General features: G+C 70.9%; 17 protein-coding genes. 15 read left to right on the plus strand and 2 right to left on the minus strand.

Annotated features, from left to right (window positions below; genetic code table 11):
• The first annotated feature begins 68 nt into the window (after positions 1 to 68).
• The 6 genes from ACZ68P_RS32670 (at position 69) to ACZ68P_RS32695 (ending at position 4,577) form a co-directional block, all read left to right on the plus strand.
• On the plus strand, positions 69 to 1,262 hold the full coding sequence (locus ACZ68P_RS32670; protein ID WP_471012603.1) for a sensor histidine kinase: 1,194 nt from the start codon (positions 69 to 71) through the stop codon (positions 1,260 to 1,262).
• Positions 1,263 to 1,295: 33 nt separating this feature from the next.
• Positions 1,296 to 1,976 carry a response regulator gene (locus tag ACZ68P_RS32675; protein ID WP_471012604.1) on the plus strand — a complete coding sequence of 227 codons (681 nt, stop codon included), beginning with the start codon at positions 1,296 to 1,298 and terminating at the stop codon, positions 1,974 to 1,976.
• A gap of 93 nt (positions 1,977 to 2,069) precedes the next feature.
• Entirely contained in the window at positions 2,070 to 2,609 is a 540-nt protein-coding gene (locus tag ACZ68P_RS32680; RefSeq protein WP_471012606.1) for an NUDIX hydrolase, read from the plus strand.
• 414 nt (positions 2,610 to 3,023) lie between these two features.
• Entirely contained in the window at positions 3,024 to 3,635 is a 612-nt protein-coding gene (locus ACZ68P_RS32685; protein WP_471012607.1) for an RNA polymerase sigma factor, read from the plus strand.
• Positions 3,636 to 3,640: 5 nt separating this feature from the next.
• Complete coding sequence (locus tag ACZ68P_RS32690; RefSeq protein ID WP_471012609.1) at positions 3,641 to 3,976, plus strand: hypothetical protein; 336 nt, start codon at positions 3,641 to 3,643, stop codon at positions 3,974 to 3,976.
• A gap of 181 nt (positions 3,977 to 4,157) precedes the next feature.
• Positions 4,158 to 4,577: a YunG family protein gene (locus ACZ68P_RS32695; RefSeq protein ID WP_471012612.1), complete on the plus strand. Its 420-nt coding sequence runs from the start codon at positions 4,158 to 4,160 to the stop codon at positions 4,575 to 4,577.
• Here the strand turns inward: ACZ68P_RS32695 and ACZ68P_RS32700 are convergent.
• Positions 4,574 to 5,206, minus strand: a complete 633-nt coding sequence (locus tag ACZ68P_RS32700) for a GNAT family N-acetyltransferase (protein ID WP_471012613.1) — start codon at positions 5,204 to 5,206, stop codon at positions 4,574 to 4,576. The two genes, ACZ68P_RS32695 and ACZ68P_RS32700, sit on opposite strands and share 4 nt — an antisense overlap.
• A gap of 343 nt (positions 5,207 to 5,549) precedes the next feature.
• On the opposite strand from ACZ68P_RS32700, the gene ACZ68P_RS32705 reads away from it, so the two are divergent.
• The 4 genes from ACZ68P_RS32705 (at position 5,550) to ACZ68P_RS32720 (ending at position 8,213) form a co-directional block, all read left to right on the plus strand.
• Positions 5,550 to 6,155 carry a hypothetical protein gene (locus ACZ68P_RS32705; RefSeq protein WP_471012614.1) on the plus strand — a complete coding sequence of 202 codons (606 nt, stop codon included), beginning with the start codon at positions 5,550 to 5,552 and terminating at the stop codon, positions 6,153 to 6,155.
• A 397-nt stretch (positions 6,156 to 6,552) separates the two neighbouring features.
• Positions 6,553 to 6,747 (plus strand): hypothetical protein, encoded by a 195-nt coding sequence (locus ACZ68P_RS32710; RefSeq protein ID WP_471012615.1) that lies wholly within the window; start codon positions 6,553 to 6,555, stop codon positions 6,745 to 6,747.
• Positions 6,737 to 6,994 (plus strand): hypothetical protein, encoded by a 258-nt coding sequence (locus ACZ68P_RS32715; protein ID WP_471012617.1) that lies wholly within the window; start codon positions 6,737 to 6,739, stop codon positions 6,992 to 6,994. The genes ACZ68P_RS32710 and ACZ68P_RS32715 overlap by 11 nt, the downstream gene beginning before the upstream one ends.
• A gap of 856 nt (positions 6,995 to 7,850) precedes the next feature.
• Complete coding sequence (locus ACZ68P_RS32720) at positions 7,851 to 8,213, plus strand: PRC-barrel domain-containing protein (protein WP_471012619.1); 363 nt, start codon at positions 7,851 to 7,853, stop codon at positions 8,211 to 8,213.
• A 167-nt stretch (positions 8,214 to 8,380) separates the two neighbouring features.
• On the opposite strand, the gene ACZ68P_RS32725 is transcribed toward ACZ68P_RS32720, so the two are convergent.
• Positions 8,381 to 8,881: a cupin domain-containing protein gene (locus ACZ68P_RS32725; protein ID WP_471012620.1), complete on the minus strand. Its 501-nt coding sequence runs from the start codon at positions 8,879 to 8,881 to the stop codon at positions 8,381 to 8,383.
• A 674-nt stretch (positions 8,882 to 9,555) separates the two neighbouring features.
• On the opposite strand from ACZ68P_RS32725, the gene ACZ68P_RS32730 reads away from it, so the two are divergent.
• The 5 genes from ACZ68P_RS32730 to ACZ68P_RS32750 all read left to right on the plus strand — a co-directional run bounded on the left by ACZ68P_RS32730 (position 9,556) and on the right by ACZ68P_RS32750 (position 12,161).
• Complete coding sequence (locus ACZ68P_RS32730) at positions 9,556 to 10,467, plus strand: SDR family oxidoreductase (protein ID WP_471012621.1); 912 nt, start codon at positions 9,556 to 9,558, stop codon at positions 10,465 to 10,467.
• Positions 10,468 to 10,766: 299 nt separating this feature from the next.
• Positions 10,767 to 10,949, plus strand: coding sequence for a hypothetical protein (locus tag ACZ68P_RS32735; RefSeq protein WP_471012623.1), 183 nt, complete (start codon positions 10,767 to 10,769; stop codon positions 10,947 to 10,949).
• Between the two features lie 195 nt (positions 10,950 to 11,144).
• Positions 11,145 to 11,552 (plus strand): hypothetical protein, encoded by a 408-nt coding sequence (locus tag ACZ68P_RS32740; protein WP_471012625.1) that lies wholly within the window; start codon positions 11,145 to 11,147, stop codon positions 11,550 to 11,552.
• Between the two features lie 12 nt (positions 11,553 to 11,564).
• Complete coding sequence (locus tag ACZ68P_RS32745) at positions 11,565 to 11,933, plus strand: SMI1/KNR4 family protein (RefSeq protein ID WP_471012626.1); 369 nt, start codon at positions 11,565 to 11,567, stop codon at positions 11,931 to 11,933.
• 60 nt (positions 11,934 to 11,993) lie between these two features.
• Positions 11,994 to 12,161 carry a hypothetical protein gene (locus ACZ68P_RS32750; RefSeq protein WP_471012628.1) on the plus strand — a complete coding sequence of 56 codons (168 nt, stop codon included), beginning with the start codon at positions 11,994 to 11,996 and terminating at the stop codon, positions 12,159 to 12,161.
• Positions 12,162 to 12,337: the final 176 nt, after the last annotated feature.

A 12,337-nucleotide genomic window follows, 5' to 3' on the forward strand; every position in this document is an offset into this window, starting at 1 on the left:
TGACCCTGCCTTCCGTCCTACCGCGCACGGTTGACGCCGCCCCGGCGGTCCGCCGGTAGGCTGCGCCGATGCAGCGTCCGCGGGTGCCGATAGCCCGACCCTCCCTGGCCCTGGACACCGGCATCGCCGCGGCCGTCCTGGGCTGCGCGCTCCTGCTGGGCCGCCAGGACACCGGCGAGGGCTACCCTCCCCTCGACGCGTCCGGATGCCTGCTGACGCTCGCCGTCCACCTGCTGCTGTGCTGGCGGCACCGGTACCCGGAGGCGGTGACAGGAGGCGTCTTCGCCCTGTGGACGGTGTACATCACGCTCGGCTACTGGCCGGTGGTGAACAGCCTCGCCGCCCAACTGGCCCTCTATACCGTCGCGTCCACCCGACCACTGCGCACGGCCGTCACCGCCGGCGCGGGACTCGGCGCCATCTGGGTGTACGCGGGGTTCGCGGCCCCCGCCGGCTCGGTGGCCGCCGCCGCGGCGCTGGGAGTCGTCGTCCCGGCGGTGCTGGTGAGATTCGGCCAGTCCGCGCGCGAGTCCGAACGCCGCGGGGAGCGACTGGCCGAACTCGCCGCCCAACTCCAGGAGAAACGCGACGCCAAGGCGCTCCGCGCGGTGGCCGAGGAGCAGGCGCGGATCGCCCGCGAACTCCACGACGTGATCGCCCACCACATCTCGGTGATCGCCGTGCAGTCGGGGCTGGCCGACTACGTGTTCGACACCGATCCCCGCACCGCTCGCACCGCGCTCGGCACCATCGCCGACACCTCCAGCGAGGCACTGGAGGAGATGCGGCGGATGCTGACCCTGCTCCGGGCGGGGGACAACGCCCCCGAGTCGTACGCTCCCATGCCCACGCTGGGCGGGCTGGCGGACATGGCCGCCCGGATGCACGCCGGGGGAGTACCCGTCGAACTCATCGTGGAGGGAAAACCCCGGACGCTTCCGCCCGGAATGGAGCTCTGCGCGTACCGGGTCGTACAGGAAGCCCTCACCAACGTGCTCAAACACGCCCGGCCGGCCGGTGCCGTGGTGAGGGTGCGCTACCAGCCGGACCGTCTCCTGGTGAGCATCACGGACGACGGGCCAGGCATGAATCCGGCCATAGTTGACGCCAGAGGTGGCCATGGCTTGATCGGGATGCACGAACGCGCCAAGCTCTACGGCGGTGCCGTGACGACGGGCCCGGGCCCCGAAGGGGGCTTTCACGTACGGCTGACACTGCCGACCTCCACCACCACAGGGGGAGAGGCGCCGGCCGACAGCTGAGGGGGGCGGTCGGCCATCACGACCCGCGTACTCGTGGTCGACGACCAGTACCTGATACGCGCCGGCATCGTCGGGCTGCTGCGGGCAGCCGACGGCATGGGCGTCGCCGGAGAGGCGGCAGACGGCGACGAAGCCATCGCCCAGGCGGCCCTGCTGCGGCCCGACGTGATCCTGATGGACATTCGGATGCCCCGCATGAACGGCATCGACGCGGCACAGCGGATCCTGGCCGACGCCTCGCAAGGAGCCGAACCGCCGCCACGCATTCTGATGCTCACCACCTTCGACCTCGACGAATACGTCTACCGCGCCCTACGCGCGGGCGCGAGCGGCTTCATCCTCAAGGACACGGGCCCCAAGCGACTGCTCGCCGCGGTGGCGGCGGTCGCCGGAGGGGACGCCCTCTTCCCACCGAGCGTGACGCGGCGACTGGTGGAGGCCTTCACCGGCACGGCAGCACCCCGCGAACCCGTCGCCCGGCGACCGGAGCTCGAGCAGCTCACAGCCCGCGAGACGCAGGTGCTGCGCCTGGCCGGCACCGGCAGATCGAACGCAGAGATCGCGCGGAGTCTGTTCATCTCCGAGGCCACGGTCAAAACACACCTCAACCGCACGATGGCGAAACTGGACCTGACCAGCAGGGCCCAGGTCGTGGTACTGGCCTATGAGACGGGTCTGGTGGCACCAAGAGGAGCAGGATCCCGCACCCCCTGACCACAAGCACCCCCCACCCTCGCGCGACCGCACGACCACGGCCCCGACCGTCGGCCCCGCCGCCCGGCCCAGCACGCCGGGATACTGGCGGCCATGACGAACACCCCTGCGGCACCCGTCCCGTTCTCCCGGATCAAGATCCGGACCGGAGCGCTGGTCTTCTGCGGCGCCGACGTCGCCCTCATCCGCCGCGACCGCGCCGACTCCACCCACTACACACCGCCCGGCGGCAACGTCGAGGACGGCGAGGACCTCGACGCCGCCCTCGCCCGTGAACTCTCCGAGGAGCTCCGTCTGGACACCGCCCTGGCCGAGGGCGGGGACCTCTTGTGGGTCATCGACCAGCGCGTCACCCGGCCCGGCCCCACCCCACCTCCGCGCAAGCTCCACCTGATCTACCGCTTCCACATCAGCCCTCAAGTCCGCGCGACACTCGCCGAACGGGAGCTGGACGAGCTTCCGGACGGAAGTCACGAGGTCGGCGTGATCGAGTGGATCGACCACCGCAAGACCGCCGAACTGCCGCTCTTCCCACCCATCGGCCCCGCCCTCGCCGCCCTCGCCGACCCCCGCGCCGCCGTCACCGACGCGGCCCTGGGCCCCGTCACCGACGCGAACTACACCTGGGTCTGACCTGAGGCGGGCCGACAGGTGCGAGCCGACACGCGGCGCCGGGCCCGCACAGGAGAAGCGCACCCACGACGACCGCCGCCGCGCGCACCTCGTACAGCCTCACGCGCTGGAATCGCGTCCTCTGGTCCGTGTCGAGATCGCCCCGGCCCCGACAGCACCTCGTAGCGGCAGCGCGTACGGCCAGGCTTACGGCAAGGCTCCGACTGGGGCGAATCCTTTCCGGGCCTCCCCGCCTCTTGTGTGTGTACCGGCCGAACGGCCGGCAGAACCAGGAGGAAACGCGAATGATGGTCACCGGCCTCGTAGTGATCGGAGCCCTGCTCGTGGGCGCGTGCAGCTGGCACCTGGTGCGGCGCTACAAGAGCCGAGGCTGACCGGCCGTGGGCGGGGGAGCCTTCCGAGGATGGAGAGCAGATGAACCGACGCTACGCCTGGCCGGACGAGCGGCTGATCAAGGCCGCACAGAACGGCGACGTCACCTCGCTCGCCACCGTCGTCATGGAATCGCAGCCGCACGTGCGCAAGTTCGCCCTGTCGCTGTGCGCCTCCCCGCAGGACGCGGAGGACGCGGCGCAGGAGGCGCTGATCATCCTCTACCGGAAGATCGGCACCCTGCGGGCCACCGGCGCGCTCGCCTCGTGGATGTTCCGGATCGTGCGCAACGAATGCCTGCGGCAGGTCCGGCTGCTCGTCTCACGCGGCGACGAGGCGCCCACCGGACAGGAGCCCCCCGCGGAACCGTCCGCCGAGGACGCGGTGCTCCACAGGCTGGAGGCGGAGCGGATCGCGGCCGCGGTCGGCTCCCTCCCCCCGGACCAGCGGCGGGTCCTGATCATGCGGGACGTACAGGGCCTGCCCGGCAGGACCGTCGCGCATGCGCTCGGTCTGAGCAACGCCGCGATGAAATCGCGGCTGCACAGAGCACGTGCGGCACTGCGCGACGCGCTGGACGCGACCGACCGACCGCCGGTCCATGCACTCGACCGATCCGACGACCCACCCGCCGGAGGGGACTCAGCACCGTGAAGACCGTGAAGAGCACGCAGGACGGGAAGGGCGGCGCCACCACGCCGCCCCCGGCGGCCGGCAGTAACCCCGCCGCCGCGTCCGTCCCACGCCACCTGGCGCGCGGAGCCATCGGCTTCGGGCTGATCATCGGCTCGATCGCCCTGATACCCGTCCTCGGCCCGGCCGCCCTGCTGGCGGCCCCCTTGGCCCTGATCCCCTTCCGCGGCTGCCCGACCTGCTGGATGGTGGGCCTCGCGCAGGCCATCTCTCGCGGCCGACTGGAGCGCCAGTGCGCGGACGGCGTCTGCACCCTCACCAAGGCGCGTCCGCCGCAGGCGACGAGCGTGCGACGGCCGTAGGGCGCTCGTCGGATGCGCGCCTGTGCTCTGCCCGAGGGCCTGGGCCTCGGGTGGACACGGGGCCGTGCGACTGGGCAGGGCGAACAGAGCGCGGGGACCTCCGTCGCGAAGGCAGCGGCCAATCGCCGCGTCTGGCATGCCCGTCAGGCCGTTGTCAGTGCTCGCCGGCAGAATCACCGGTATGACGCCGTTGCTTCTGACCGACATCGAACGAGCCGTTCGCAGCAGCTGGAGTGCCGAGACGTGCACGCCTGAGTTCCGGTCCCGCTGGACCGAGGACAACCCTGCGCGGGACCAGTGCGGGGTGACCGCGATGGTGCTCCATGACCTGCTGGGAGGTGAGTTGATCCGGGGTGAGGTCCACGTCGACGGAGAGCGTGTGGACTACCACTGGTGGAACCGCCTGGGCATGGGCATCGAGATCGACCTCACCCGCGAACAGTTCGGGCCGCACGAGATCGTCACCGGTGGCATCGTCATACCCCGCCCACCCGCGAGCGACTGGCAGAGGCTCCGCGAGGAGTACGAGCTTCTCCGCGACCGCGTCGCGGAGAAGCTCGACCGTCAGCGCACGTCTACCCCCGCCGTCACGCCCTGTTAAACGGCTTGAGCCCGTGCCGTGGGGCGGCCCAGGTACCAGACCGGCCCCGGGTCCGGCACGTTCAGCTGCGTGAACCCCAGCCGGTCGTAGAAGGCCCGGGCCGGGGTGTTCGACCTCACCATGCACAGGTGCACCGCAGGCACGCCGTGCTCGTGCAGCGCCGCGAGGAGAGTACGTATGAGGGCACGTCCGTATCCCCGGCCCTGCCAGACGGGCAGCAGGTCGATGTGCAGATGTGCGGGGTGCTCGGCCAGCTCCTCTTGGACTATGCGCTCCGGCGTGTGCAGGAGGATCGCCATCGACTCGGCGGGCGTAGCGGCCTCTCCTGCGGGCGCCGGGAACCGCTCCGCCACCCGGGGCAGCCACTCCGCGCGGAACCGGGCGGCGAAGCCGACGGTGTCCGGTGTCCCGAGGACATAGCCGACGGCCTGGCCGGTGCCGTCGTCCAGGACGAAGGCGAAGTCCGGCTCCAGCTCCACATAGGGATAGGCGAAGATGACGGGCATCAGCTCGGGATCGGGGTAGAGCCCGGAGGCGTCGCCGCCCTCGTGGGCCGTGCGGACGCAGATGTCGGCGAGCCGGCCACGGTCCGACGGCCGATAGCGGCGGATGAAAGGTTCTGTCTCCATCCCTGTCACGATCCCAGAATGGGAGCGCTCCCGCACGGGGGTTCGGGTCACCACTGCGCAGCGCCATGCGGCAGACCGGCTCATGCGTCGACGCACGCCCGTTGGGGACCGCAGACACGACCCGTCGGTGTCGCATCCCCGGCCCGGCCCGTCCCGCCCGAGCCACCGACTTCGAGTAGCGGATACACCGGGCGCTCGCCGCGTCGCGCGGTTCGTGCCCTCGTGTCTCACGCGTTTGTCCGTGTGGCGCAGTGGAAGAGTTGAGTCCGATGGCTGGTCGGCCGAGTCGCGATCGGCCGCGGCCGGACCTCCTGGCCGCCCAGACCCGAACGGGAGGGCTCCCTTGCGCTTCTACGCCCAGACACCCGCACGTCGGAACGGCCAGGTTCTCGTGGACCTGATCGCGGTGGCTCTGATCGCCGCTGCGGTGTGGGCAGCCCTTGCAGTCCGCGAGACGATCATGTTGCTGGCCGAACCTGGGCGCAGGGTGGAGAGTTCCGGCGACCGTCTCGCCGAGGAGCTGGGCAAGGCCGGAGACGCGGCGTCGGACGTGCCGCTCATCGGCGGCGTCCTGGAGAAGCCGCTTCAGTCTGCGGCCGACGCCGGCTCCGGCTTCGCCGATGCGGGAGTGTCACTTCAGGAGACCGTCGATCAGGTCGCCGACGTGACCACCACGGCTCTCATCGCCATTCCGGTGCTCTTCGTCTTGCTGCTGTGGCTCCCACCGCGCCTGCTCTGGATGCGGCGCAGCAGCACCCTGCGGCGCCTCGCCGAGGCTCCCGGAGGTACCGACCTGCTCGCCCTGCGCGCCCTCACCGGTCCTCCTGCCGCGTTCGCCGGACTGCCGGTGCCTCCCGGCGGGTGGGGCGACGCCTGGCGCCAGGGGGACCGGCAAGCCATCACCGACCTCAGCACCGCCGCTCTCGAACACGCCGGGCTTCGGCTGTGACGAGCCGTGGACCCTGAGGCAGGCGCGCGGACCCCGGCCTTCTTCGCGCCACCCCGCACGAGGCTTCGCTCAAGCGGCCCTCGGCGTTGACCCGGTCGAGGAAGGTCACAGGCGGACCCGGTTCTCGCGGGCCCGCCGAGGAGCGACCCGACCGAGCGTTCTCGGGGCAGACCGTCACACTGCCGTAGACAACCGCCGTCCGGCGAGGGGGGAGTAGCCGCCGAGCGCTCATCAGGGATGGTCGGGTCCGTCGTTGTGGTGGCAGCAGCTCAGCTCCGACGACCACTCTGGCGCGCGCCCTCAAGCTGGTGTCGGCCCCGGTCCGCCCGGACTGCCCCCGCCCCCCGAGCCGGGCGCTAACGTGAGGGGCCATGTCCGCAGAGTCCAGGAGTTCCGGATGAGCCACCAGCCGGCCCCCGCGCTCGCCCGCACCCATGCGGCCGAGCTACGCGCGAAGGTCGACCTCCTCGCCTCCCTACCGCGGGACACCGCACCGAACGGTCACCCTGCCACCGAGTCCGGAGTTCTGTCGGAGGACGCCCGCGACGCCTGCCTGGAGCGCCTCGCCGCGGAGCGGCCCCGTGTCGCCTGACCGCGGCCCGCGCCGGGCCCAAGTCGTCATGGTCGAGCCCGCGCTGAGCCAGCTGGCGAAACTCACGGCCTCCGAGACGCACCGCCTCGACCGCGCGATCGTCGCCATCAGCGTCAACCCGGACCTGGGTGCCCCCGTGCCCGACACCCTTCTGCGCGACTACGCGGACGACATCGACGCGGTACGGGTCATCTACTACGTCACCGCGCTGCGCAGCATCACGATCGTGGCGTACGTCGAGGCCTGAGCGGCACCAGGGCCTCGCCCGCGATGAGCGCGCCGAGAGCCGTGCGCTGGTGGGTGACCGAGCGACCCGTGCGGGTTGTCGTCGCCATGCCCGCCGCTCGGAGCGCCGCCGCGTGGGACGAGGCCGTCGCGTCGCTGGCCCGGAGGACGCGGGCAGGCGGCACGGCGGCGATGTACGCGGCCCATGGCGACCGCCGGGTCGGCGCGGTGGCGAACCTCGAGGGCTGTCTCGACCTGTACCCGACACCGGACGGGATCGAGCAACCCCTGCTGCTGTTCCGCACCGACGGATTCGACGGCGCTGCCCGTATCGACTCCTCCTGGTCCCACCTCCCCGGCCGCCGCGCACTGCTCGCCGATGCCCACCACGGGTCGTTCACCGACTACGGCCCCCTCGTCGCGCAGCTTCAGGCCGCCGGGCTCGTGACACCGACGGCGCGGGACGCGCTCGTCGGCACGTGCGACCCGATGGTGACACTCGCCGAGGTACGGCGCAGGGTGGGGACCTTCTTCGCCCGCCATCTGCGGCAGCGGGGCCATTCGCTGGGCCCGCCGGACAGCCCTGAGGTGATTTCCGGCGGGTCCGCGTGCCGCGCGCCACTCGGCGACGGGAGACTCCGCCGTGCGTCAAGCTCCAGGTATAGGGGCGGCGGAACGGGGCACTCGAATGCCGGATGTGGATACGCACATTCCCTCACGGGTCGACTCGTCCTGCTGGAACTCGTTCCCCTAGGGCATGTGGACCCGAGCGAAACAGCGGTCCCGCACAAGACCGGGCGCGGCCGAAGAAACGATGAGAGACCGCGAACCCGGTCCGAGGAGACCGCCATCGATGGCGAATCAGGAGTTGTTCGTTCGTGACTGAGAACGCGTGGAATTACCGGCCGTCCTTCAACTACGCCGTCGGCACCGACCTCACCGGCTACAAGGTGGAGGCGGTCGACGGAAGCATCGGCAAGGTCGACAAGCACTCAGAGGAAGTGGACGACTCCTACGTCGTGGTCGACACCGGTGTGTGGATCTTCGGCAAGGAGGTACTGCTGCCCGCGAACACGATTTCACGCATCGACGAGCAGGACCGGAGGATCCACCTGGACCTCTCGAAGGAACAGATCGAGAACGCACCCGAGTTCCACCGCGAGAAGCACCTCGACGAGGTCGCGTACCGCGATGAGGTGGCGTCGCACTACAAGCACACGGGCGGCGCCGGCGCGCAGTAGGACACGGGTGCCACCGATATCCATGCGGCCGTCGCCTCGCGGCAGGGCGGGGCAGTGGCCATCCGCCGACGCTCCGGCTCGGGCGGAGGCCTTCGCTTACCCACGTGCGGTACGAGACGGCGGTGGAGGCCTGCGAGGCCGCTTCCGCATGGACCCGGACGGCCTGGCTATGAGCGGGTCGGTCGGCAGTAGCGCTGGATGAGTTCGGCGTGCGCGGGGAAGCGCGTCATGAGGTCGTCGGGCCGGCCGAGGGTCATGTCGGCGTAGTCGAATCCGGGCGCGACCGCCTCGCTGATCAGGGCGTGGTCGCCGGTGGTGAGGTGCGAGGCCTTCCAGACTCCTCCGGGCACGGCCAGGGTGAGGAGCTGTCCTTGGCCGGTGTCCTGTCCGAGTACGGCGCTGCTGTAGTGGCCGTCGGGGTGGAGCAGGTGATAGGTGATGGATGCGCCGTGGTGGTGGAAGTGCAGGATGTCGGACCGGTTCAGGTGCCAGTGGCCGACCGGTGACCAGTGGGTGAGCAGGTAGTGGATCGAGGTCAGGGTGTACCGCTCACCAGCGGGTGTCGGGATGCGCGGGCGGTGGTCCGCTTGGAAGGTCCGACGGAAGTAGCCGCCTTCCACATGGGCTTCCAGGCCGAGGGTGTCGATCCAGTGCTGCGCCGTGATCACGGTGTCCTCCTGCGTTTCCGGGCGTTGTTTCGAAGACCGCTGAGGGAGGAGTGCGGTCTTCGCGGGCTTGGCGCCAGGTGTCTCATGACCTGTGCCCCCACGTCCGCATCCTCGCCCGGCCACCGACGGCCTGCCATCAGGTTTCCTCGGCTTGGTGGCCCCGCAACGTTGTCGCGAGCCTTCTGAGGCGGACGACTTCGTGCTGCCACATCAGGCAGCGGCTGGAAAATCCTCTCGCCCCGGACCGCAGCCAGGCCAGGGGCTTCCCCTCGCCCGGCACAGGCGACCTTGCCCCAGGAAGCGCGCCGCGCCCCCCGCACCGCTGACCTGCATCGGCGGGCTGATCTTCGACCTACCGGTGACCGGCGGCGACGTACGACGCGAGCCCCTCGAAGACCTGGTCGCCGCCGAGCTACGCGGAGCCCCACGCGCCCACGGCCCCGTCGAACCGCCGACAGTCTCGGCGGCCTCCACCACCTACGCTCCTCATTCTGCAACGATCAGGAAGGCCGGCTTGGTGCGGCGGCGTCGCTTCGTCGTAGCCGGCTGACAGCTGTTCCCTCGGTGGGGCGACAACGATCCCAAGCCGGCGCGCGTCCACGATGATCCTCGCAGCCACCCGCTGCACCCCTCGCAACACCCACCCCCAGCGGCCCGACGAGAGTGAGTGACCCATGAGCACCCCCGCACCCCCGGTTCTCGTCGTCGGCGCGACGGGCGCGCTCGGCGGCCAGGTGGTCAACGAACTCCGCAAGCGCGGCAAGACCGTCCGCGCCCTGGTCCGCCCCGCAACCGACGCCGGCGAGCTCCGCGCCAAGGGCGTCGAGATCACCCGCGGCGACATGCTCGACCTCGACTCCCTCATCACCGCCATGCAGGGTGCCGACGCCGTCATCACCACCGCAGCCGGCTACACCCGCGGCGACAAGAAGGCACGCGACATCGACACCCTCGGCAACGCCAACCTTGCCGAAGCCGCCCACCGCACCGGCGTAAGGCGATTCGTCCTCACCAGCATCCTCACCAGCGACCAGACCCCCGGCGTCACCCACTTCTGGCACAAGAAGCTGGCCGAGGACAAGCTCGAACAGCTCGGCGTCCCGTTCGTCGCCCTGCGTCCGGGAGCGTTCCTCGACCAGGTCGCCACCAAGGGGGGCGACCCCCTCGCCAAGGGGTGGGTGATGTGGATGGGCAAGACCGACGTGCCCCTGACGTTCGTCCTGACCTCCGACCTCGCCACCTACCTGGCGGCCGCGGTCGACGTCGACGTCACGCCCGGCGAGCGCGTCGACATCGGCTGGGACCGGCCGGTCACCATGCGCGCGGTCGCCCGTCTGATGAGCGGCCCCGCCGGGAAGACGATCAAGGTACGGGCCGTGCCGCCCGCGATCACCCGGGCCGCGGGCGCCGTCGTCGGCCGCTTCGTGCCGATGGTCAAGGACATGGCCGCCATGTTCCGCTGGTTCGACACCGGCCGCTACGTCGCCGACACCACCCGCCAGGCTCAGCTGTTCGGCCCCGCCCCCACCGCCGAGGACGCCCTCACCCGGCTCACCGCCGACCTGCGCACCCCGCACCCCCAGTGACGCGGCCCCTGGTTCCTCCGCCGCGTCAGCCGCCCGCCCCCCGGCCCTCCGTCGTGCGGCCCCTGCTCCCACTCGCGCGTCGGCGCCCGGACCCTTGGCTGCGCGCCGTATCGTTCGCCGAATCGCCGACTCGCCGTATGCCGACTGGTCGATCGTGCCGTGCCGTGTCACATGTCGAACGCTTGTACGGCACAATGTCGTTGGCGCCGCAGATCTCGCTCGCCACGCTTTCCCGACCGACAGCTGAGCCGTATGCCGGCCACCGTCACCCAGTGCAACCCACGACACCAGGAGCACCGTTGACCACCACACCGATCCCACGCACGGGTGAGTCGATTCCACATCACCGGCAGCCTCCGGTGGCCCCCCTGCCCGACTTCCGGCACGTCTTCGTCGAACCCGTCTACAGCGACTGTGCCGCTGCAGAGGACTTCGACGAGGAGTGGCACGAAGAAGACCGGACACCCGACAGCCGGCGGTGACGCGGTGGCCCCTCTGCGGTTCGAGTGCCCGTTCACCCTGTCACGAGGAACCGGCGCCTCCGCCCGCTCCGCCGCCTTCCACCGCGTCCTCGTCGGACTCTTCCCGAGAAGCGTCACGAAGCAGTGAAGGCCCAACGTAAAGGCGGGTCCGCACCCTGGGCGAAGGTCCTGGGGGCAGTCCTGATCCTTCCTGTCGTGGCCATCGTCGTCCTGCTCACCGTCGCCCACTTCCGTGAGACGGCGCGGGAACGGGACGCCTTCGAGGCCACCCGGGCGGACGCGGAGCGGTTCGCCGACGCCCTCGTGGCCACAGGCCGCTCGCCGTCCGACCGGGAGGTGCGGGACCTCCTCGACCGGCCGGCCGGCGACGGCCCGCGCAACGGGGCGCTCGTCGACGTGCGTCCCGCGAAGCACGGCACCCGGGTCTTCGTTCAGTTCTCCCGTACGTACGAACGGACCCTGGCCCTGTTCGGCCCGGCCGACACCATGGCCACGCGCTGTTTCACCATCGATGTTCCGGAGACCGACCAGGCCCCGCCCCGGGTCACGGCCCACGGACCCGAGCAGTCCTGCACCACGGTGGCCGCCTCATCCGCGCACTGACGGGAGTCACCCATGGCCCGAACCGACGAGGTACTCTCGGCCTGGTCCAGGATCACCCACTGGCTCGAGGAGCACGCCCCGGGCGACCGTGCGGCACTACGCCCGGGCGCCTCCGATGCCGCTCTCGCAGCACGTGAGGACGGACTCGGCTTCCCCCTGCACCCCGCCCTGCGGGCGTTGCTTTCGGCCAATGACGGCGTCGTGCCGCGCAGGGCGAGCGACGAGCCGGGGTCGTTCCTCCTCGGGTACGGCCTCCTGGACACCCAGAAGGTCCTGGAGTGGCAGCGCTATCTCGCCTCCCGCGCCGAAGACGCCGTCGATGAGGGGTACGAGGACGAGGTGGGGCGGACCGCGCACGAGCGCTGGGTCCCCTTCGGGTAGGCGCTCACCGGCGATCTGCTCTTCGTCGACCATCGCGAGGACGAGGAGGACACGGAGGACGTGTACGGGACGGTCTGCGAGATCTCCTTCGGCGCCCCGGACCACCGGCGGCCGTGGCCAGACCTGGGGGTCATGCTCGACGACCTGGCCAAGGCGATGCGCGACGGAACCCCTCTGGCCGCGCTGGGCCGCCGACCCGCCGTCCACGAGGGCCGGATACTGGAGTGACCCACGGCCTGACCTTCCGGTCCGGGCCGGGGGAGACGCTGCAACCCCATCCACGGTCGTTTCCGGGAAACACGACGGCTTCCCGGCCAGAGAAACCGGCAGGCCGCCACGCTCCACGGGTCAACCGCTGGTGCGGGCCGACTTCATGGATCAGCCCTTGAGACCCGTCGGGACGT

Source organism: Streptomyces sp. NPDC036822, assembly GCF_055609145.1.